Here is a 21,047-nt window from a genome sequence, read left to right as displayed (position 1 = left end):
TTGTGAGGGTGTGGCTGGTTGTGAATAGCTGACCTTATATCCTTTTATCATTCAAGATTTGTTGATATTTTGGCGAACAATAAACCATACCTCGGTCGCTGTGAATAAAGCTCCCTTGATGCCCTTTTTGAAGTTGTTTGGCGGTGTCTATTATTAAATTAAGGGTTTGATGCTCCTTAATATGATAAGCGACGATTTGGCGGTTGTATAAATCTAATACCGCGGATAAATAAAGTTTTTGATTTTTACCATAATTTAAATAAGTGATGTCCGTACATAGTTTTTGGTTGGGCTTATCGCTTTTATATTGGTTTTGTAATAGGTTATGATAATTATTAGTTTTTTGTTCTTGGGGCTTTTGCCATGTCTTCTTTTTCATTTTGAGACGTTGGGATAAGAGATTTAAAACCTTTACATATTTATAAACTGTTTTAGGGTTCACTTTCATGTTTTGAGTTAATAATGTTTGATGAATGATACGGTAACCCCATCTTCTATTTCGTGGTTTGTTTTTGGGTTGTTGAGGTTGGTATGTCCCTTGATTCACAATTTCTTTTATCATTTTTTTTAATTTGTTTGTTTTTTCTTGTTGTTTAGTTTGTCTTTTAAAATAACCGTAATAAGTTGAAAATGATAAATTAATTAACTTTAAAAGATGATATAAAGGGTATTCGAAGGTTAAAGTTTGTATATGCTTTATGAAAGGCTGTTTATCTTTCAAAAGAGATAAACATTTTAAATGGTAAAAATTTTCATAACTTAAGGGGGAGAAAGTTTTTTTATAACTGCCTCCTGGTTTTCTTTGGAGTCTTGTGTATTCTCCTTGATTAAACCATTTTACCCATTGGTAAATACTATGTCGGCTTTTAATCTTTAAAACCTTTAATATTTGAGCTGTCGGAATCTCTTTTTTAGACATTTTAATAGCTTTTAATTTTGTTTTATATTTATATCGGTTATTCATAATTTGGCGATTTTATATTTAATTTGGTAATTTTATTTGTAAATTATAAGTTGTTTGTTGTTTTCTTGTTGTTTGATAACAAGGTTAAACAAAAACTGGGGTGATATTTAAGCAATAATGCGACAATATGCCAGTTATATGTTTGCATATTGCTACATTTTGCCACAAAGTTGTGTAAATATAAGTAAATATTAACAAAACTAAGCAAAACACGTGTAAGAGGTTGCATTTTAGTTGTTAAAATGAGATTTAAAGCACCATGCTAGTACCATTTTAGCACCAACTCAGATGTTAAATGAGTAAAAAACGCTCTTTTTTTAATAAAAATCAATAAAATTATCATTTTTTTAACAATAATTAACATAAAATAGTATTTTTTTATATTAAATTAATAAAAAATATTAATAAATTAAGGTTATTTAAGATAAATTAATATATATTTTTATTAACTAATTTTATTTTTTGAGCTTTAAAACCCTTTAAATGCATTTTCAAAGTATATATAAGTAATAAAATAATTTTATTTAATATTAATATCATATATTAATTAATCAAACATATTTTAAAGGGGTTGATAACATAAATAACATATATAAAAATTGCTTTTTATATGTTATTTTTAATATTTGTGGTCTTTGTGTTGTTGTAAGAAAGAATCATCCCATCGTGTTTCTTCGCCTTCTTTTTCCGGTATACTCTCGCCTGAAATAATCACACCTTCTTTATTGAATTTTAATATATGAGAATCACAAGTTTTCAAACGACACAACCAGGTACCTATTTCGATATTAATAAATTTCTCTTGTAATTTTATATTGTCTTTATCATATATAGTTATTAAATTAAATTTTGGGTATTTTCCGAGGATATACCAGCTTTCGCCATCTACGTCACATCTCCTATAAACATCATATTTATAAATCTCTGTCTTTTCTATCTCTTGATTGTCTATAACAAAATAATTAGCTTCTCCTACAATATCATCCCATTTATAAGTTTCTTGAACTGGTTTATATAATGTTGTATCATAATTCGTTTCATAATAAATTATTTTACTCACTTTATGGTCTCCATTTTTTGTAAAACCATAATGATGTTCTTCTGTTTTAATTTGTTTCTCTTGGTCGTATACCTCTTTTTTTAATGGATTGATACGCTGGCCTTTTCTATGATATATTTTATATTGTAATTGGGTTTTCGTCTCATCATAAAAAATATATTCTATATCAAAAAGAATATAACCGTGTTTTTTGACATCTAATATATCTTTTTGGATTTGCATAGCTGCTTGTATTTGTCTTTGATAAATTGGGTCATCTAATAATCTTTTATGCATGGTACGCGCTTGTTGATTTTTATATAAAGCATTTATAATCATAACAAACATAAATAATAATAAGCTAATTGTAATTATAAACTCTTTTAAACCATAAGCATTACCGAAGAGTCTTATAACCCAAACACGTTTATATTTTTCCTCTATTTTATTCTCTATTTGACTCTCTATTTGGTTCTCTTGTTTATCCTTTATTTGACTCTCTATTTTGTTCTCTTGTTTATTCTTTACGAACTTATTTAAAAAGTTCCACTTTTTGAATATGTTTGTTTTTTTATTTTCTATTTTTTCCTCTTTCTTTTCCTCTATTCGACTCTCTATTTTATCCTCTTTCTTACTCTCTTTTTTACTCATCATTAATAGTCCTTATAACACTTTCATTTATTTCTTTTTTAAAACCCCACATAAAACATATATTGACTATTATAACAAATAACCATTTAATTATTTTTATAATACCTAATTTATTTAAAATAAGTTTTAAGACGTTATTAACTATTTTCGCTGCATATATAAGTACAGATAAAAATTTTGTTCCTATTTTCATAAAAAAATCAATAACGATTAAAAAAATTTTTTTAAATAAAGTTAAAACAATCTGAGCTCCTTTGGCCGCTATTTTAAAAGCCTCGCTACCAGTATTAATAGCTCCTTTGGCTCCTCCAACAATTGCGCCAGTAATAGCTCCGGACGGACCACCTGCTGCGCCAACAGCGGCACCTTGAATACCTCCACGAATACCGCCACCAACAGAGGCGCCCACAACTGCCGTCGTACTTGTTATACCAACACCTGTCAAAGTCTCTTTATTAATAACTGTATATATAATATATTCACAAACAGTTTTAAAAATTTTAAAAAGATTTTCTAATAGACTTAAACAAAAAACGCCTATTTCTTTAAAAGTTATTAACGATGGAAACTTAGTTTCCAAACGATTCCACCACCATAAAAAAATAAAATAAAAACAATTATAAAAAATTAAACTAATAAATATCCAACCGACCTCATAGCCGAATATATAATGTGCTTGTTCGGTAAAAAAAGAAGTGATATATTAAATAAAAGAAAAACAAACCCACAATATATAAAGAAAAATATTGGCATGAATAAACCGCTTGACAAAAGGTTTTTAAAACATTAAACCAGTAATTAAAGTAAATAAGGTATTTAGACATCATCTTAAGCTTCCAACTCATACCTTACTATATCTTCAAACATATTCATTATCATATTATTGTCCTCTTTATTATCCTTCAATATAGATTGTATTTTTATATGAGGGTTTTTTAATTGTATTTTTAGTTTCAATAATGCCATTACTAGGATGTTTTGTTTATCATTATATTCGTCCCATGTTAGTGATTTACAATCTTTAAACTCACGCAATTGTTCTTCGGGTAATTCGCCGAGATTTAAGTATCCGTAAAACTTGCCTAAAATAACACCTAAATAATGAATTTCGCTGATCGTAGTTTCGTACTCATTCTTCATTGTTTGAATTTTTAGTTCCAAAAAGTTTTGCAAAGTCATGTCATTTAATTTTTGTTGCATTTTGTTACTTTTTTCTCTTTCTTCTTTTTCTCTTTCTTCTTTTTCTCTTTCTTCTTTTTCTCTTTCTTCTTTTTCTCTTTCTTCTTTTTCTCTTTCTTCTTTTTCTCTTTGTTCTTCTATTTCTTGTTGTTTTTTCTGTTCCTCTAGTTGTTTTGCACTTGGTTTTTTTAGTTGAGCGTCTATAAAGTCTGCTATTTCTGCGGGTATTGTCGGATTTGCACGGTATATATTGTTATTGTTTTTTTGTTTTACCAACATGTTTAGATATGCTTCAATAGTATCTTGTATTTGTCTCGCTTTTAATAGCAGTGAGTGATTTTTTCGTTGTAATATGCTATTACAATAGTTTTGTGCTTCTAAGTATATAGCCCATGTATTAACATAAGATGTTATATGTTGTTGTATTTCGTTATCATAAATTAGGTTTGCTATTTCTTGTTTTATTTCCTTTATGACGTCTGATAAAAAATTTAAATTTCTATTTATCCATATTTGTGCTTTTTTATCTTCTTCTTCTTGTTCCTCTTGTGTAAGTTCATTTGGTTTTTGTTGTGTTTGATTATTCTTTAATTGTTCTATTTCTTGTTGTTTCTCTTTTAATTGTTCTTTTAATGTTTTTATTTCATCTCTTAAAGCGGTATTTTCCCTATCTAAGTCTTTTACGCCTTGTTGTTCGGTTGCTAATTTTTCTTTTAAAGTATCGTTGTCTTTTGCTAATATTTTGTTCTTATCTTGTATAGCGTTTATTTCTTGTGGTAGTAATTTGTTTGTTTCCTCTTGTATTTGTTTATTTTGTGTTGCTTGCATATTTTTTCGCATTCTAAATGCAAATTATAAGCGGTCTTATACATTACAATAGTTAAACCAATAATTATAAAAGAACTAATAATAGTTCTTTTATAATTATTAAGAATATTTAACATTTTAGACATTTTTATATACCTCCTTTTTTTGGGTTATTTTTGTCTTAAAATTCTTTGTGGTTGTTTGTTCTCTATTTGGTTCTCTTGTGTATTTTCTTGTTTTCGTTTAGATACAATTATTCTTTTGCGATTTGTTTGATTCGCTTGCATATTTGCTTGTCCCGGGTTAAATACAATTGTTTGGTACTGTTTATTCTCTATTTTATTCTCTATTTTATTCTCTATTTTATTCTCTATTTTATTCTCTATTTTATTCTCTATTTTATTCTCTATTTTATTCTCTATTTTATTCTCTATTTTATTCTCTATTTTATTCTCTATTTTATTCAAATTGATTAATTCTTGTTCCATTTGTCTCATATTCAAATTACTATTAAAATTCTTATTTTCGTTTATATTGAATAAAATATTTTCAATTATTAATTCTAATTCTCTTTTATTAAGCTTTTCTATAATATTAATACGAGTCCGCATAATTGCTTTTATTTTCTTATTTGTGCTCTCGGTTGTCGTTATTATTAACCAAAACAACCATATTAAAAACAATAATATCAAAAGAACATTAATTATAAAAACCTTATAATATTTTTTATTTAGGCTTAATATATTTTCTATAAACATACAACATCTCTTACTCAAATAAATCGTCTATATTATCTAATGTTTCTGCGTATGTTGGTTGTGCGTCTATGTTAATTGTGGCTGGCGTTGCGTCTTGTTTAGCAAGTTGTTCGCCCCACTGTTTATTTCGCTCGTTTGGTTTGATAGTTATTTGTTGTCGTGTGATATATTCTTGAAACGTTTTATTAATGTCCTCTTGTACTGTGCGGCATTCTTCCAACGCTTTAATTTTCTCTTGGTGTTGTTTGATAACGTTCATTATATTTGGTTCTCGTGGTTCTTGTATCTTATGCTCTATTTTATCTTCTAATTTGGTATCAATGTCGTTTTTATCATAAGTTTTAAAATCAATAGCTTTTTTTACCATATCCAAAGCATCAATGGGAATTGTTCCATCATCAATCAAAGAACATAATTTATTAGCCAAAATGGACGGTTGTTTTAGTTTGTTTTTTTGAGATTCACGAACTATAAACACTCCTATTAAAGCCAAGATGACACCATAAATACCACTTGCCATATTGGTTGTTTGATGAGTATTTTGATTACAAAAAAGCTTTATTTCACGACTATAAACACCGAGGATATAAGATATTAAAGTGGCAATAATATAATATTTATATTTAGATATTAATGTTTTAAAAGACATATTTAAATTTCCTTTTTCTTTATTTCTTTTATTCATAAATTCACTTTCTTTAATTATTTAACTGAATCAATAGCCTTTTAAATTTATTCATTAAAAAAAACCGAACTCTTGAATACCTTGAAAAGCATATTGTTTTATTTTTTGATAATCCTCGAAAGGAATTTTAAAAAATATCCGGGTCTAATTTGATTTGTTCGGTTATCTCTACGAATTTTTGTTGTTTTTTCAAAAATAATAAATTATATACTTTGTTATTGTCTCCGTTTCGGTTCTTAATCATATATAAATCAATAATGGGTTCGTTCGTGATATTATCCTTGTATTTTTCCCAATTAGTTTCTATTTCGTCTATACTTTTCGGAACTAAAATTAAAACCATATCCGCGTCTTGTTCTATGGTTCCTGAATCTTTTAAATCACTTAAACGAGGAACCCTGTTTTTCCCTTTGTCGGATTCTCTATTTAATTGAGATAAACAAAAAATCGGGATATTCAAAAATTGAGCTAGTTTTTTTAATTTACGAGAGATTTTACGACATATCATATCGGGGATGATTTGTAAATAATCAATAAAAACGATATCCACTTTATTCTTTAAACAATAATTTTGTAATTCCTCTAAATTGTTTTTAACTTCCTCTTTGGACGCGATATTTAGCTGTTTCATTTTCTCACTGGCATTTTTAATAATGGCGTTTTCTTTCTCATTAACAGCCCCCAATTCAATTTTGCGTTTGGCTATCCCCGTCATCGCGCTTAACACTCTTAAATATAATTGTTCGGTACTCATTTCTAAACTGATAATAGCTACTTTTTTCTTTTTAGAAGCAATATTAAAAGCTAAATTCATCATTAAAGTAGTTTTTCCAACTCCTGGACGCGCTCCTAAAATAATTAATTCTTTTTTTCGAAAGCCTAAGGTATCATGATTTAATTTTTTAAATCCAGTATCAAGCCCTAATAAACCGTTTTTACTAGGGTTATCAATGGTGTCTTTAATAATATCATCCATAACATCTTTGGGAGTCCGAAAACTACTTATCATATCGTCATCTTTAATATCTTGTATTAAAATATTTAATGGTTGTATTGAGGCATCAGGAATCTCTTTTAATCCTTTTAAATAATTTATAAGGTTATCTTGAAATGTCAAAGGACGTTTAAGGGATTCTAAATAAGGTTTAAGAAAATCTTTAAATGTTGTATATTTCGTTTGAGTCAAAAACGTTTTCATTAATTCAAAAACATATCTCGTTTTTTTATCACTAAACTCAGTTAAAGAAATTTGATTCGCTACATTAGGAATCTCAGCGGGATTTAATAATAAAAACTTTAATAATTTTTGTTCTGATATAACGGTACTCATTTTTTCAATTCTCTCTCATATTCCGTTGTAAACTCTTTTAATAATTGTTTATATGCGGCGACGTGTTTATGCATATCCTCAATAAAATCCATATCTAAAAGGACTTTCTCCACATAATAATCTTGGTTATTAAAATACACCAAAAAATAAGCTTTTTTAAGACCAGCACAAAATAAACCACATTGCATTTGCGCTAAATAATAAGGTGGAATAATTTTATTTGTAAAAAAATCTTTCCACGCCGTGTTAGTTCTATTTAAAGGGCATTTGATTTCAAGCATTGTCTGCGATGGTTCATGATAACCATCTAACGACGCCGAATAAATCCCCTTTACAAACACGGCCGGCTGATAATCTCTTTTTGTTTTCGCGCAAAACCATAAATTGGCTAAGGGCTCGATACGTTTTCCGTGTTCCATGGCCTCATTACTCATAAAAGGCTATTTAAAAAGTTTTTTCTTTATTAAGTCGCCAACTGTCTCATAAGGATTTAAACCCATGATGGTTCCCACCTCGGAGGCGTTAATATAATTTTTACGGTGTTTAAACCATTCCCAAGTATTTTGTTTTAAATCAATTTTCATATTTTATTATCTTTCTTTAATTTGCCATACTTACATTGATATTTTGTTGTTTTTATATTTGTCATTTTAAAGTCTCTTTGTAAAATTAATTTAAATTATTTTTTATAATTTGTTAATAATGTTTTATTTATTTTTTATAATTTGTTAATAATGTTTTATTCTAAAAGAAATATTTTATAAGTCATTATAGCGAAACTTCCAGTTGAAATTAACTACGAAAAATACTGAATATATTTAAAAGGAATTTTGTAAGAATAGCAAATATAAAAAATCCAACAATAAAGGAATAAACCTAAAATAAAAATGATAAAGGCTATTAAATTCATAATGTATCCTTTTATTTTTCTTTAAATGGTGTTTTTTTCTCTTTAAATAACCATAAATGCATTAAAAATAACGTATCCGAAACCAAACTGACACAACAGTTAAATTTAGCTCCAAATTGAAAATCACAAAATAAAGTGATGTAATTACTAATCATAAAAAATATATAACTCAACGACAAACCGGCTTTGACTAATGTTGTTTTATTCAACATATACATTCCCTTAATAAATATTTTGTTTAAATTCGCGATAATTAGTAATAATGACTTCGAAGTTATCAATATTTTTTTTTTTTTTTGACGTTTGTTGTCGCTAACATATAATTAAAATTAAAACCTTGATAAAACTGTAATATTTCTTGTGTCGGATAGTTAGTAGTTAACCATTTAACGCCTCGAGCGTGCGCTCTCCTTAGGGCTTCGGCGAGTCTCTTTTGACTTCCTAAATCAAAATCCATGTCATACCACTCCGCGTTCTTATAAACATTATATTCTGTGTTTTATAAATTATTATAAGGAGCGTAAGGAGGGTCGCAAAATAAAAAGTCGTCTTTTTGAGCTTGATTAATTAAAATTTCGAAATCACTATTTAATAAACAAGATTAGGGTTTAAATAATAATTCTATTTGTTTCAATTTTTCTAAATTAAAAGAATTAAAATCACGTAAAATTTTCTTTTTTTCAAATCCGAAACTCATTTTTATATCACCATTAACTTTGAAGTTAAAAAAACCACGAAAGCTATGTTTGAATAAAGTATAAAATAAAGCGCCCTCGTTTTTGTTATTATATTTTTGTAATAATTTGTTAAAATTTTCACTATGATAAGAATTGATTTTTTTATTGGTTGGTATTTGTTGTGGGATCTCGTTATCAAAAATAAAGTCCTCATATTGGAGCGCCTTTTGATAAAAGAGGCTCGGATTAGCTATTATTTCGTTCCATATATTCATTAAATGAGGTTCATTGTCGCTGAGATAGGCCTTGTGGTCGGTCTTAAATCTAAATACAACGCACCGCCTCCTAAAAAGGGCTCGTAATAGGCTTTAAAATATGTAGGTATAAAAGTCCTTAACAAAGGTAGCATTTTTGTTTTGCCACCTATCCGATTTAAAGAAAAATTAATCGGTTCTATATTTTTTTTAATCATCATTTGTTGTTATTCCTTTAATGTTTATATGCTTAAATTAATTATTTTTTCTATAAATTATCAAAAAATTTTATAATATCAGTTTTATATATCCATGTAAATCTACTAGCGTTTAAAAGATTGTTTTTTTATTTCATTTAAATTAACAGGTTTATTTATATAAATGATTTTTTCAACTGGTTTATCTACGTAAACAGTAACTGGTTTTTCGATTTCTTTAATTGTTACAACTGGTTTATCTACGTAAATTATTTTCTCAGTTTCTTTGATTGTTTCAGGGCCTGGAACATTAATATAAACAGGTCCTTTATTTTTCTCAGTTGTTAATTCGTCTTGTAGCTGAGTTATTTTTGTTTCTAACTCGTTTATTTTCGTATTATCAACAACTTTAACCTCTTTGATTGTTTCTTTGGGTTTGGTGCTTAATTGTTGTTGTAAGGCTGTATTTGCATCTGTCAATTCTTTTATTTTAGTATCGTCTACAATTGTTTTAATTACCTCAACCTCTTTTATTGTTTCTTTGGGTTTGGTGCTTAATTGTTGTTGTAAGGTTGTATTTGCATCTGTCAATTCTTTTATTTTAGTATCGTCTACAATTGTTTTAATTACCTCAACCTCTTTTATTGTTTCTTTGGGTTTGGTGCTTAATTGTTGTTGTAAGGCTGTATTTGCATCTGTCAATTCTTTTATTTTAATATCGTTTACAATTGTTTTAATTACCTCAACCTCTTTTATTGTTTCTTTGGGTTGAATATCTTGTTGTTTTTGTCCTTGTTGTGGTCCTGGTTGTCTCTGAGCTGTTTCCTTTTTTTAAACAAATTTAATTTTTAAAATGACTCTTTAAGACTAAAAATTAATAGATAATTTCCTATCTTTTCAAACTAAGGAAATATTTTGTTGAATTAAAAAGTGTCTAAACTTTTTTTGATAATTCTTTAGTTTCAAAAGATATTTTTTTAATATTTTAACCCTTCACTATATAGTTAGGTAAAAAAAGTTAAAAACTCGTCAACAAAATGAAAGAAAATGATATTTTTTTTAAATTTTACTATTTTTAGGTAAAAAAAGCGCACTAAAGTAACCTTTTTCAAGGTTATATTATTTTATGTTCATTCAACTAAAAATTTATCTTAGTTTTTGAATATATTGAGATGGAGTTGAATGGTTTAATTTACTTAAAATCCACTTATTATTCCAAAATTTAGGAAAATGATTAATTAATTTTTTCATTTTATCAGGAGATTTTTGAAATAAAAAAGGATTTTGATGTTGTAAAATTGTTTTCATTTGGCCGAAAAAGTTTTCAATGATGGCGTTATCACGAGGGGTAGCTTTTCTTGACATGCTGATTAAAAAACCTTTTTTTGTTAAAGTTTGTTGAATTTTGAGCGATTGATAAACTTTTCCTTGATCGGAGTGAATGATACAAGGTTCTTTTAATTTTGGAAGTTTTTTAATAGTATTTAAAACTAAATCTTTATTTTGTTGGTTTGAAACATGTGAAGCAATTATTTGGTTGTTAAAAGAGTCGATAATACAAGAAAAATAGAGAAAACCTTGATTCGTTTTGAAATAAGTGATGTCAGTAAAGAGTTTTTGGAGGGGTTTGGTGGCCATAAAATCTTGATTGATTAAATTAGGAATTATTTGGAGATTATTTTTTAAATTATGGTAAGTAAAATTTTTTTTGATTCTTAAACGACAACTAATGTCGTTTTTTTTCATGATGAGATAAACTTTTTTCTTGGTGATGAATTCGTTAAAGATTTTTTGGTATAAATCAGTGATTTTCCGATGACCGTAAAAATATTGATAATGGAAACATAAAGCTTTAATCCGTTTTTGTTGTAACAGGTATTTTTCTTCTTTTTCTTTTAGTTTAGCTTTTATTTTCAACCAATAATAATAAGTACTTCTTTTAATTTGAATTGTTTTTAAAATGGTGGTTAAATTCAGGGTTTGATTGAATTGCTTAACTAAATGAAAAACCATTTTTTTATCAATTTTTTTAATTTTTTCAATCATTTTTTGTAATAATTTAATTTTTTGTTTTAATTTTTGCATCTTAATACCAATTATCTTTATAAATTATTTTAAATATATCAACTATTATAACTCTAAATAAGCGCTTCAGCGCGTGCATCTTTTTGTTTCATAGATAATAATCAATACTTGGGAAGGCAATTAATTTAAAAATTAAAGTTGATTTAATGATTGAAATAAATTAAAAAAATAAAATTACTAAAAAGAGGTTTTTATGATATCGATAAATAATAATGATATAAAAAATGATAATGCGATAATATCAAATATCGAGTATCATTATCATTATCGATATAAAATATCAAATATCACTCCTTCAATGAGTTAATCTTTATATAGATTATTTTCAAAGTCAAATTGTCATAAAAGTGTCAGTGAAGTGTCATAAAAGCGTCAATAAAGTGTCATAAAAGCGTCAATGAAGTGTCATAAAAGTGTCATTCTTGTTGTTTAGGTATATATTTATATTTGGGATGTAGCTTTTTAACCCGATAACCTTGTTTATCTTTTGTTAAAAAAGATTGAATGTATTTTAAATCTTCTTGGCGATAATAGATGATGTTTAACCCTTTCTTATAGTTTGTTTTTATGGGTTTATGATATTTATCCAGTTTTTGAGGGTCTAGTTGGTATAATTGTAAGTTTTCTAGTTTATGAAGATTGATTTTGCCAATTAATTTTTTGATGATATTTTTAGATTCATTTTTATAATTGATTTGGAAGATATTAAATAGGTATTTAAGGGAGTTATTTTGTCTTTTAAGCGGGGTTAAATCAGAAAGTAATAGTTTGCTATTACTAGAAGAAAAATTATCATTAATTAAGGTGATTTTTGTTTGTTTCATTTCTTCTAAGATTTGAGGATCGACGAAGAGAGTTTGGTTTTTGGGACGGTAATTAGCTTCTTGGTAAGTATTTTTCTTTTTGGAATGAGCAATAATAGTGAGATTAATTAAATCTTCTTTTAATATTTTTAAAAATTTTTTAATTTGGGTTAAATCATTAGGGGTGGTTTTTGTGTTCCAGCCCCCGATTCTAATTTCTTGACTAGTGTCGTTTTTCATTTCTTTTCTCCTTTTGTTTGGTTTGTTATAAAAATAAAAAACCCCGAATTTGCGAAAAATAAAATCGCAAAATTTAGGGTATATGCGCTTATTTTGGGGTATGTTGATATATTTATATGTGTAGATGTTATATATTTTGGTGTAAAAAAATAATTTAATTAATTACTTCAACTTTGTCTTCGCCAAAGAAATGAACCGCTAAATCGACGATGATTTTCTTTTTGGCCTCTTCATAAGTAATATATGGAGCTAAAAAACATTTTTGATATGCTTCTTTTCCGTATTGACCGATTAAATCATCGACATCTTTACAAGTTTGATCATAAGGGGGTAGAATTCTTCTAATTTCATAAGGGATTTCTTGTAAGGTTAGTTGTTCTCCTAAGGCTTCGCTTCGTTTTCGGCCTGTTTCGTCATTATCTAAGGCAATAATTACTTTGATATTTTCTTTTTTTAGAATTTCTATTTGTGATTTAGAAAGTAGTTGAGTGACACAAATGAGACCGACAACGTTTTTAATATTGTTTTGCCAACAACTAATGACATCGAAAAAACCTTCATGAATAATGATGGTTTTCGTTTGTTTAATAAAAGGTAATGCTTCAAAAAAACGATAACTGAAATGAAAAGTAGGTGTTTGACTAAAATTATTGAGGGATTTATATTTAGGTTGGAAATAAGAAACTTCGCGAAAATGGTTTTGATAAAAATGAAAAGTTTGATGATAACCATTTTCAATGGGGATAATAATTGAACCATGGAAAGTATCATGATAATATTTTTTTCTTTGTTGATTAGTTTTTTCTTTGATAAAACCATATTCTAATAATTTATCGATATTAATATTTTTCTTTTGACAGTAATTTACTAACCGAAAAGATAAAGGTTTATCAGATAATGGGGCATAGCCTAGTTTAAATTCTTTAATAGTTTCTACAGTGAGTTTTCTTTTTTGAGTTAAATATTCTATTCCTGGTTGGCTTTCGTTGTTGCGATTAATGGTTAATAAATAATGATAATAATCTCTAATTTGGTTGAATAAGGGTGAGATTTTTTTAAATAATTGTTTCTTTTTGATATTAATTTCCTGTTCGTCAACTGGTTGTTTTGGTTTAATTGGATGATATGGTTGTTGAAAAGGGTTAGTAGTTGTTTGCGTTGTTTCTTTTTCTTGTTGGATTAAGGTTTTAAATTCGAAAGAATTCATAAATCCTTCTATTCTTTGAATCGCTTTAGAAAAAGATTTAATTTGACGGATAGTCATATAAACATCAATCAGATCGTAATCTCGACCACATTTCCAACAATGAATTTTGTTAGTAGAAGTGAAATGACAACAAGTAGGATTGTTTCCTTGATGAATGGGACAAGGGAAACGATATTTGGGGTTGAAGTTTGGTGGTATGATATTTAATTTTTTTAATAAAACTGACATGGGGAAATGAATTTGGATGTGTTTTATTTTTTCTTGATAATTCATTGATAAATTCCTTAATAATTTTCTAATAGATAAGGTAAGATATAACCTATTTCTTGAAAGGTTTGGGTGGTCATTTCAAAGTGATAAACTAAGTTTTTTTTAGTACCACTTCGATTCTTTTTAATAGATAATTCAATGATTTTTTGAGATTCATTGTTTTTTGATGCTAAATATAATTGATTACAATTTTGATTATAGATATTCAAAGGTTTTTCTTGGTCTTTGGATAGTTTGGGTTGGAATTCAGACATCATTAAGACGATGTCGGAGTTGGTTTCGATACCACCACTTCCTTTTAAAGCGGTGATTTCAGGGGATTTTCCTTGGTAATGGCTATAAGTATCTCTCGAAAATTGTGAGAGAATGATAATAACGATGTTTAATTCCATGGCTAATTGTTTGAGTTTAGTCATAATTTCGTCAATGGCTAGACGGTCATTTTCTAAATGATTTGTGGCTTTTGTAATTTGAAGATGATCGATGACAATCATTTCAACTTTTTTTTCTAAATGAAGGCGATAAACTAAATCAATGATATAATCAATGTTTTTACTTTTGTCATAACTAAACGATAAATTAATGTTAACAAAAAATTGTTTGGCTTGTTTCATCCTTTCCGTGTATTTGAGTAGTGTGATGTTTAAATCTTTCAAATTTTTATCTAAAATAACATCTAGAGGAATTTGAGTTTGGTGGGCTAATAATCGACTTAAATTTTCTTCTAAGGTCATTTCATAAGAAAAAACTAACATATGGGGATAATGTTTAGTTTCTTGATGTTTGGTTTTGGCGATATCTAAAAGAAGATTGTAGACAAAAGTGGTTTTACCTAATCCAGTATAGCCCCCAATGGTGATGATTTGACTTTTTTTAAATCCTTTTGTGGCTTGATTTAAGCCTCGGAAAGTTTTTGATAAGCGGTAATATTCTTCTTGGATTTTTTGTTTGGATTGTTGATCGGTTTTAAAAAACTCAGGATGACAAGAGGACATTTGATTTAAAGTTAATAAGGTTTGGTCTGATTTGTGAGGAATCAAAGTCATAAATTTTCTTAATTTATCAAAGATTTCTTGGTAATATAAGTTTTTAGTGTAAGGATCTTGATTTTCAAAAGAAGGACTAATAAATTTTAAGAGTTGTCGGAACAGTTTTTCTTGGGTATAGGTATGTTTTAAGTTATCTAAGAAATTAAGGTTATTTTCCTTACTAAAATCATCACTTAAAAAAGATAATGATTCTTTAGTAAAGTTATCTTGGGGGAAATAGGTTTGAAGATAGGTGAGTAATTCTTCGATTATCTCATTTTGAGACTTTATTTTATCAAAGGGATGATTAGTTATTTTTCCTAAAGTTAAATATTTTAAGGCCTGAAAGATTTTTGTATGTTGTTTATCTAAAAAAGATTGTGGATCAATGAGCTGAAAATAAAAACTTAATTGTTCAGCTTTATTTTGGTTCATATAGGAAATGATTTGTTTTAACGCTTTTTGTTCGTTGGTTAACATTTTATATTAAATCCTTTTTTATTTTTTTAATGATGTTGATGTTAGAAAAAGGGATGAATTGACGGGTAATTAAGTTTTGTAAGAAATTGTTGGCTGAATTGGAAAATAAGTTAATTACTTGATTAATGCCTTGGATTTTTCCTTGGTTGATTTTATTGTTTAGTCTTTGAGTTTCTGGTTCGTTGTTGATTAATAAATAAAACTCAAAACGAGTATCTAATTTTTTGAGTTGTTGGGCCTCTATCATGGCTTGTTTATAGCGTTCACGAAGACATGTTTTAAAATTAAAAGCGATGATTCTTTTCTTTTTAGTAAATAAAACTAAATCAAATTTAATGTCAGGGATAAAAAATAAATTTACTTGAGGGTATAAATTAGTGATTCCTTTATTGTTTAAGTATAATAAAATTAAATATTCATTGATTTTACCACAAATGACTTTTTGACTTTGAGAGTTGATGTTATTTTGGTTAAAATAATGGTTTAATTGTTGGTAATTGGTTTTCATATACTTGTCAACAGAAAGATTAAAGGTAGTTTTTTTAAAAAAACATTTTAAGATTTCCACAGTTTGGATATTAGTATTAAATTGTTGAATATTAAAAAAATCTTGGTTATTTAACATTTGATATTCCTTTCTTTAAATAAAAAAAACCTTTAAATTAAGGTCTTTTGTTGGTTTTTTTAGTTTTAAAAATTCTTTTTGTTTTCCAGGTAATGATGCCATCTTTATGAATGGTTTTGATTTTTCCATTAGAAAAATAGATGTAAGTATTGCCATTTTGGCAGGTCTTTTTAGTTATGATCGCCATTTGATAGTACTCCTATTTGTTTAATAATTTGTTTGACATTAGATTTGATAGAATCACTTCCGTTTAAAATTAATTTATTAACTCCACTAGTATAATGAGTGATATAATGATCATATCCTTGGCGAACATTTTGAAAATAAGTTAATGATTGTCTTTCAATGAGATCTCTTTGATGGTTTTTTTGATTTTTCTTTCTGGTTCTTCCGATAAGAGGGTCAATGTCTAAATAAATTAATAAATCAGGTTTTTTTAAGATAGTTTCATGATTTATCTTAAAGATCTTTTTTAAAGGTAAAAGTTGTTTCTTTTCCTTAGAAAAGGGAAATAATTGATAAGCATAAGTAGATGGTAACCAACGGTCTAAGATAATTAATTGGTTATTTTTTAATTGAGGAACAATTAATTCCGCTTGGATTTGAGACATATTAGCCAGACTTAAATAAAAACGAGTGATATAATCTACTTGTTGAAAATTTAAAAATAAATCTCTAATTTCCTTCCCAAGTGAACTACTCCCTAAACCTTGATACAGTTGATGAGGGGTTTTTAATTGGGGTTGAAGGGCGTGAATAAGAGAAGTTTTTCCACTCCCGTCAAGTCCTTCGAAAACGATTAATTTCATGATTGATTTCTCCTTTAATTTTCAATTTGGGTATAAAAAAAAGACCTTCAATTTGAAGGTCTAAAAGTATGAATTAATTATTTGATTTTGCTTAATTGTTTTAAATAAGTGGTTTTTTCTAATTCGTTTTTGGCTTTGGTTAAAAGAGTTAAGTATTTTTGACTATCTTGAATCATTTTGGTAATAAAATTATTGTCTAAGTAAATTCTGACTACATGATAATCATTATCATTAAAATAAACTAAAAAGTAGGCAAATGTTGCTTGGGAACAATAAAGTTGGCATTGTACTTGGGCCCAGTAGTATTGAGGGATATGTTCGAGTTGAGGATGAGTTAAAAACTGAGTCCAAGTGGATGATATTGCTTGGTTTTCGTTCACAAAAGGACATTTTATTTCTAAAACGATTTTGTTTTGTTCGTTGTAACCATCCAAAGAAGCAGAAAAAAGATTAACCTGATCGTCAGTAAAAATAGTATCTTCAAAAATTAGATTAGTCTTGTTAATAAAAAATTGACGTGCGATTGGCTCCATTTTTTGTCCATGAAGAGTATATTGATTGGAAGTAAAAGTCGTGCCAAAGAGTTTATCATGGACTAATTGTTCCATGGAACGAAAGGGATCTAATCCCGTAATGGAGGCGATTTCGGAGGCGTTGATGTATTTTTTGCGGTGTTGGTACCACGCTCTCGTCCTTTGGTTTAAATTACTAATTTGCATTTTTATTTTTCTTCTTTCTTGAATATTTTTTTAATTAATAATATCAAATATTTACCTAAATAATAAAATAAACGGAAAAGGTAATAAATAGTTTTAATGATAAAATCAATTAAATATAATAAATGAGGGATAAATAATAAAATAATTATTAATAAACCCAAGTTTAACCATTGATTTTGATAAATAAGAAAATAACTACTTATTTTATGAAGAATATTATTTAACTTAGTTAACCAAGTATTAAATAGATTCAACATGATAATTTGAATTCTTCGTGGTTAAATATTGATAAAATTGCACCACTATTCCTTGTTTTAGTTGGCGAATACTTAGTTTGACAGTGCAAAGATAGAATTTAATGACATAATAAATGGTTATCAATGGAATAAGTGAAAATAAGGTAATGATTAAAAAGATGAGATTACTGGGTAAAGATTGAAAGAGTTTTTTTATTAACATAGTTTTTTTTCCTTTCCAAGGTTTTACGTTGTTAAACAAAAAAAGACCCTGATGAGGGTCTTGGTTTGTGATTAAAAATTTAATCTAATTCTTGTGGTTTTGTAGGGGGCGATGTGGTATCTAAAAATTGATAATATCTTTTAGAGCATTCGTTACCATCGATATACCAATCATCAAAAATAAAACCAGTTATATATTTATAATAATGTTGATTGCCGTTTTCATCATAAATAATTCTACTACTACGGCCGAATTTAGCACGGACTTCATCGCCCGAATAATAAAAACCGTATTTGATGTAACATTGATTTAGCCAATTTATATAATTAGTTTGATATTGTTTAGCTAATTTAATTTTGAAAGAGCTATCGTTACAAAGAAGTAAATAAATATTATTATCAGTTTCAAAAAGATGGGAAACGATTTTAACTTTAAAAGGAATATTAAATTTTTTACTACCTATAGGAGCGGATACTTCAAAACCAATTTCAACTTCTTTTATTTCCTTATCGTATTCTCCTTCTTTAATTAAAGTAAGGGAAGTATAAAGATTATTTTCGCGTTTCCAATTACGAATGGCTTGATAAGGATCTAAAGAGTCATGTAATTCAATTACTACTTTTCTTTTTTGAATATTAAAGGCAAAAAGATAAATGTTTTTGGCTCCATTTGAAAGTTTTAATAAATCATTTAAATTATGTTTATTTGAATCAATAATTCTAATCCCATCATCAAAATAAATAGCTTCAATTTTTAAACTATTCAAAGTTTCGGTGGGTAATGGCAAAACCAAACCAGTATTAGTAGTAGCATTATAACAACCTAATTTAATGATTTTTGGTTTTTTAATAATGTTATTTTCAATTAAATATTGATTAATCGCTTCTTCTTGATTTTGGTCTGCAAACATGTTAATTATTATTAATTCTTTATTTACATTTTCTTCTTGCGGTTTTTGATTGACATCCCAAAAAACAAAAGCTTCTTCGATAGCAATTTCGTATTCTAAGAGGTCTTCTAAGGTGTATTTGTAACTTTCATCAGGATATCCTTTTTTAAAAGGGTTTATTCTTGGTTTGAAATAGACGCCTAAAAGTCCTTGAGGAGGATTTTTAAAATCGTTTATTAAAATCTTATTTTGATAACTATTAAATGATGGAGTAGAAAGTAAAATTTCAATATTACAGTTAAAATATGCTAAATAGGAATTAATATTTTTTTTATTTTCTATAGAATCAGTACTTTTAAAAATGTTAATATCATATCTTTTTGTTTTTGGTTGAAATGTTAACCATTCTTGTTGAAGAGTTTCACAATCAGCTAGTTTTATATTTGATTTAGTTTGACGATGAAAATAAGAATGAGCGGAGACGGAATGAGAAGATAAATGAAAAAGAATGATAATTAAAATAATTATGGAATTTTTAAATAAAGGGTATTTTAGTTAATTTTGGCATATATTGATTACCTCCTAAAAATGTGGTTTTTGAAATAGTTTCTAAGAGACAGTTATATTTAAAATTTTAATGAAACATATTATCTAGTTTTATTTGGTTACCTTACCAGTTATATATATTTGTTAAATAAAAAAAGACCTGAAGGGTCTTTATAAATAATAAAATTTTATATAAATTATTTTTGTTTCTTATTGGGTTTTTTTGAAGAAGAACCTTTTTCTTGAGTTTTGGTTTCTTTAGCTTTTTTTTCTAATATTTTTGTTATTTCTGGGTTTGATAACATTTGAATAATTTTATTTCTGTCTTCTTCTGAATAATTTTCAAGAGTATTATGTAATTCATAAAAATTTTTTACATCTTTTTTAGATTCTTCTTTTGATGAAATTATATCTTTTCCATGATTTTTTTTAGGTGCAGCCATTATTTGATGAACATTATTAGTAATTAAGAATAATCCTAAAAAAGTAAATAAACAAATACTTATTATTTTAAATTGATTTTGTAATTTAACCATTAATTAAATCTCCTTTAATTTTTTTATCCCTCGTCTGAGGTGATGTTGTAGAGGGATTTAAGGGAGGAGATGGTTTGTTTTTGATCATCTTTTTGAGATTTATCATAATCTCGTTGTAATGAATCTCTTAGTTTTATAGCGTTAGATAGCATATTTTCATACTTTTTTTGGGCGGCTTCTAATTTGCCGATTTGGGTTGAAACTTGTGCTATTTGTTCCATTATTTCATTTCGTTCGTCTTGTAATTTAGATATTTCAGCTTGTAATTTATCAATTTCAGGATTATTATAAATTGATATTCCTTGAGTTTGTAGTTGTGATTTTTTATTTTGTAATTGTGATTTTACTTGATTGATTTCTTGTACTTTGTCATCGTGTTTTTTTTGTAAATTAGTTTGTTGAGTTTTTAATGAAGGAAATTTATCTTTAATTTCTTTAATTTCGTGATTATAATTATCACATTTTTGTTGGTATTCATCGATGTTTTTTTGATCTTGTTTTATAAATCCTAAAATTTGTTCCCAAGATTTTCTAATTTTATCAATTTCTATTTTTTCTTCTTGGGAAAGATTATTTGGTAATAAAGATTTGTCATCAGTTTCTGAAAGAACATAAGCTTTAACTTGATCGAAATGAGATTGAGTTGTTTGAAATTTAAGTTTTGGAGGTTCGGTTTCGCGCTTGGATCTTGAAGGTGTTGATTGATTAAATTCATGTTTTAATGATGGTGATTTACCTAATTCTCGTTCTTTTTTAATATCATTAGTTCCTTGGTAAAAACAAATTAATAATAACAATCCAAGAAGTGAAATAATCGCGATAGTTACTAAACATTTTTTAAAAAAATTATTATTCATAAATTTCATTTCCTTTCCGATAATAGTGATTATTATCAAATAT

The 21,047-nt window shown here is 27.0% G+C and carries 23 protein-coding genes and 1 pseudogene; all 24 read right to left on the bottom strand.

Translation table 11 applies throughout. The features are described from left to right. Window positions 1-34: 34 nt before the first annotated feature. Entirely contained in the window at window positions 35-964 is a 930-nt protein-coding gene (locus JNO41_RS03475; RefSeq protein WP_121463845.1) for an IS3 family transposase, read from the bottom strand. Between the two features lie 619 nt (window positions 965-1,583). Beyond that, window positions 1,584-2,657, bottom strand: coding sequence for a hypothetical protein (locus tag JNO41_RS03470; RefSeq protein WP_152031100.1), 1,074 nt, complete (start codon window positions 2,655-2,657; stop codon window positions 1,584-1,586). Continuing rightward, a complete protein-coding gene (locus JNO41_RS03465) occupies window positions 2,647-3,234 on the bottom strand; it encodes a hypothetical protein (RefSeq protein WP_121463843.1) in 588 nt (195 codons plus the stop codon). The genes JNO41_RS03470 and JNO41_RS03465 overlap by 11 nt, the downstream gene beginning before the upstream one ends. 248 nt (window positions 3,235-3,482) lie before the next feature. Further along, a complete protein-coding gene (locus JNO41_RS03460; protein WP_152031099.1) occupies window positions 3,483-4,661 on the bottom strand; it encodes a hypothetical protein in 1,179 nt (392 codons plus the stop codon). Then, window positions 4,598-4,786 (bottom strand): hypothetical protein, encoded by a 189-nt coding sequence (locus JNO41_RS03455; protein ID WP_152031098.1) that lies wholly within the window; start codon window positions 4,784-4,786, stop codon window positions 4,598-4,600. The genes JNO41_RS03460 and JNO41_RS03455 overlap by 64 nt, the downstream gene beginning before the upstream one ends. Before the next feature lie 24 nt (window positions 4,787-4,810). Continuing rightward, the gene (locus JNO41_RS03450) at window positions 4,811-5,251 is read right to left on the bottom strand and encodes a hypothetical protein (protein ID WP_238055036.1); all 441 of its coding nucleotides are present in this window, start codon (window positions 5,249-5,251) and stop codon (window positions 4,811-4,813) included. Window positions 5,252-5,408: 157 nt separating this feature from the next. Beyond that, entirely contained in the window at window positions 5,409-6,047 is a 639-nt protein-coding gene (locus JNO41_RS03445) for a hypothetical protein (protein ID WP_161554970.1), read from the bottom strand. 163 nt (window positions 6,048-6,210) lie between these two features. Next, a complete protein-coding gene (locus JNO41_RS03440) occupies window positions 6,211-7,413 on the bottom strand; it encodes a replicative DNA helicase (RefSeq protein ID WP_121463840.1) in 1,203 nt (400 codons plus the stop codon). Then, window positions 7,410-7,847, bottom strand: coding sequence for a lambda-exonuclease family protein (locus JNO41_RS03435; protein WP_236628335.1), 438 nt, complete (start codon window positions 7,845-7,847; stop codon window positions 7,410-7,412). Before JNO41_RS03435 ends, JNO41_RS03440 begins: the two co-directional genes overlap by 4 nt. 6 nt (window positions 7,848-7,853) lie before the next feature. Next, on the bottom strand, window positions 7,854-7,997 hold the full coding sequence (locus JNO41_RS03430) for a hypothetical protein (protein WP_236628334.1): 144 nt from the start codon (window positions 7,995-7,997) through the stop codon (window positions 7,854-7,856). Between the two features lie 337 nt (window positions 7,998-8,334). After that, window positions 8,335-8,535, bottom strand: coding sequence for a hypothetical protein (locus tag JNO41_RS03425; protein ID WP_121463839.1), 201 nt, complete (start codon window positions 8,533-8,535; stop codon window positions 8,335-8,337). Window positions 8,536-8,822: 287 nt separating this feature from the next. Next, window positions 8,823-9,409 (bottom strand): annotated as a pseudogene (locus JNO41_RS03420) (DNA adenine methylase). Between the two features lie 168 nt (window positions 9,410-9,577). Next, window positions 9,578-10,153, bottom strand: coding sequence for a hypothetical protein (locus JNO41_RS03415; protein ID WP_121463835.1), 576 nt, complete (start codon window positions 10,151-10,153; stop codon window positions 9,578-9,580). Between the two features lie 444 nt (window positions 10,154-10,597). Then, window positions 10,598-11,536 (bottom strand): IS3 family transposase, encoded by a 939-nt coding sequence (locus JNO41_RS03410; protein ID WP_121463834.1) that lies wholly within the window; start codon window positions 11,534-11,536, stop codon window positions 10,598-10,600. 416 nt (window positions 11,537-11,952) lie between these two features. After that, window positions 11,953-12,579 (bottom strand): phase variable surface lipoprotein, encoded by a 627-nt coding sequence (locus tag JNO41_RS03405; protein ID WP_121463833.1) that lies wholly within the window; start codon window positions 12,577-12,579, stop codon window positions 11,953-11,955. Window positions 12,580-12,733: 154 nt separating this feature from the next. Next, entirely contained in the window at window positions 12,734-14,059 is a 1,326-nt protein-coding gene (locus tag JNO41_RS03400; RefSeq protein ID WP_121463832.1) for a toprim domain-containing protein, read from the bottom strand. Window positions 14,060-14,070: 11 nt separating this feature from the next. Then, on the bottom strand, window positions 14,071-15,564 hold the full coding sequence (locus JNO41_RS03395; protein ID WP_121463831.1) for a replicative DNA helicase: 1,494 nt from the start codon (window positions 15,562-15,564) through the stop codon (window positions 14,071-14,073). A gap of 1 nt (window position 15,565) precedes the next feature. Next, window positions 15,566-16,189, bottom strand: a complete 624-nt coding sequence (locus JNO41_RS03390; protein ID WP_121463830.1) for a hypothetical protein — start codon at window positions 16,187-16,189, stop codon at window positions 15,566-15,568. A gap of 37 nt (window positions 16,190-16,226) precedes the next feature. Continuing rightward, window positions 16,227-16,376 (bottom strand): hypothetical protein, encoded by a 150-nt coding sequence (locus JNO41_RS03385; protein WP_201736602.1) that lies wholly within the window; start codon window positions 16,374-16,376, stop codon window positions 16,227-16,229. After that, entirely contained in the window at window positions 16,360-16,998 is a 639-nt protein-coding gene (gene tmk / locus JNO41_RS03380) for a dTMP kinase (RefSeq protein ID WP_121463829.1), read from the bottom strand. The genes JNO41_RS03385 and tmk overlap by 17 nt, the downstream gene beginning before the upstream one ends. A 77-nt stretch (window positions 16,999-17,075) precedes the next feature. After that, window positions 17,076-17,717, bottom strand: coding sequence for a YqaJ viral recombinase family protein (locus JNO41_RS03375; RefSeq protein WP_121463828.1), 642 nt, complete (start codon window positions 17,715-17,717; stop codon window positions 17,076-17,078). Between the two features lie 538 nt (window positions 17,718-18,255). Then, the gene (locus JNO41_RS03370) at window positions 18,256-19,086 is read right to left on the bottom strand and encodes a hypothetical protein (protein WP_320410446.1); all 831 of its coding nucleotides are present in this window, start codon (window positions 19,084-19,086) and stop codon (window positions 18,256-18,258) included. A gap of 722 nt (window positions 19,087-19,808) precedes the next feature. Next, complete coding sequence (locus tag JNO41_RS03365; protein WP_121463825.1) at window positions 19,809-20,147, bottom strand: SVM family protein; 339 nt, start codon at window positions 20,145-20,147, stop codon at window positions 19,809-19,811. Window positions 20,148-20,170: 23 nt separating this feature from the next. Beyond that, entirely contained in the window at window positions 20,171-21,004 is an 834-nt protein-coding gene (locus JNO41_RS03360) for a hypothetical protein (RefSeq protein WP_121463824.1), read from the bottom strand. Window positions 21,005-21,047 lie beyond the last annotated feature (43 nt).

Source organism: 'Prunus avium' virescence phytoplasma (assembly GCF_050916135.1).
GTDB classification, from domain to species: domain Bacteria; phylum Bacillota_I; class Bacilli_A; order Acholeplasmatales; family Acholeplasmataceae; genus Phytoplasma; species Phytoplasma ziziphi.
Note: the sequence above shows the minus strand (reverse complement) of the source record. Positions and strands in the feature narration are given on the sequence as shown.

Coding starts and splice junctions, on each gene's coding strand:
- JNO41_RS03475 (WP_121463845.1), bottom strand. CDS start 964: ATGAATAACCGATATAAATATAAAACAAAATTAAAAGCTATTAAAATG.
- JNO41_RS03470 (WP_152031100.1), bottom strand. CDS start 2,657: ATGATGAGTAAAAAAGAGAGTAAGAAAGAGGATAAAATAGAGAGTCGA.
- JNO41_RS03460 (WP_152031099.1), bottom strand. CDS start 4,661: ATGCAAGCAACACAAAATAAACAAATACAAGAGGAAACAAACAAATTA.
- JNO41_RS03455 (WP_152031098.1), bottom strand. CDS start 4,786: ATGTCTAAAATGTTAAATATTCTTAATAATTATAAAAGAACTATTATT.
- JNO41_RS03450 (WP_238055036.1), bottom strand. CDS start 5,251: ATGCGGACTCGTATTAATATTATAGAAAAGCTTAATAAAAGAGAATTA.
- JNO41_RS03445 (WP_161554970.1), bottom strand. CDS start 6,047: ATGTCTTTTAAAACATTAATATCTAAATATAAATATTATATTATTGCC.
- JNO41_RS03440 (WP_121463840.1), bottom strand. CDS start 7,413: ATGAGTACCGTTATATCAGAACAAAAATTATTAAAGTTTTTATTATTA.
- JNO41_RS03435 (WP_236628335.1), bottom strand. CDS start 7,847: ATGAGTAATGAGGCCATGGAACACGGAAAACGTATCGAGCCCTTAGCC.
- JNO41_RS03430 (WP_236628334.1), bottom strand. CDS start 7,997: ATGAAAATTGATTTAAAACAAAATACTTGGGAATGGTTTAAACACCGT.
- JNO41_RS03425 (WP_121463839.1), bottom strand. CDS start 8,535: ATGTTGAATAAAACAACATTAGTCAAAGCCGGTTTGTCGTTGAGTTAT.
- JNO41_RS03410 (WP_121463834.1), bottom strand. CDS start 11,536: ATGCAAAAATTAAAACAAAAAATTAAATTATTACAAAAAATGATTGAA.
- JNO41_RS03405 (WP_121463833.1), bottom strand. CDS start 12,579: ATGAAAAACGACACTAGTCAAGAAATTAGAATCGGGGGCTGGAACACA.
- JNO41_RS03400 (WP_121463832.1), bottom strand. CDS start 14,059: ATGAATTATCAAGAAAAAATAAAACACATCCAAATTCATTTCCCCATG.
- JNO41_RS03395 (WP_121463831.1), bottom strand. CDS start 15,564: ATGTTAACCAACGAACAAAAAGCGTTAAAACAAATCATTTCCTATATG.
- JNO41_RS03390 (WP_121463830.1), bottom strand. CDS start 16,189: ATGTTAAATAACCAAGATTTTTTTAATATTCAACAATTTAATACTAAT.
- JNO41_RS03385 (WP_201736602.1), bottom strand. CDS start 16,376: ATGGCGATCATAACTAAAAAGACCTGCCAAAATGGCAATACTTACATC.
- tmk (WP_121463829.1), bottom strand. CDS start 16,998: ATGAAATTAATCGTTTTCGAAGGACTTGACGGGAGTGGAAAAACTTCT.
- JNO41_RS03375 (WP_121463828.1), bottom strand. CDS start 17,717: ATGCAAATTAGTAATTTAAACCAAAGGACGAGAGCGTGGTACCAACAC.
- JNO41_RS03370 (WP_320410446.1), bottom strand. CDS start 19,086: ATGTTTGCAGACCAAAATCAAGAAGAAGCGATTAATCAATATTTAATT.
- JNO41_RS03365 (WP_121463825.1), bottom strand. CDS start 20,147: ATGGTTAAATTACAAAATCAATTTAAAATAATAAGTATTTGTTTATTT.
- JNO41_RS03360 (WP_121463824.1), bottom strand. CDS start 21,004: ATGAATAATAATTTTTTTAAAAAATGTTTAGTAACTATCGCGATTATT.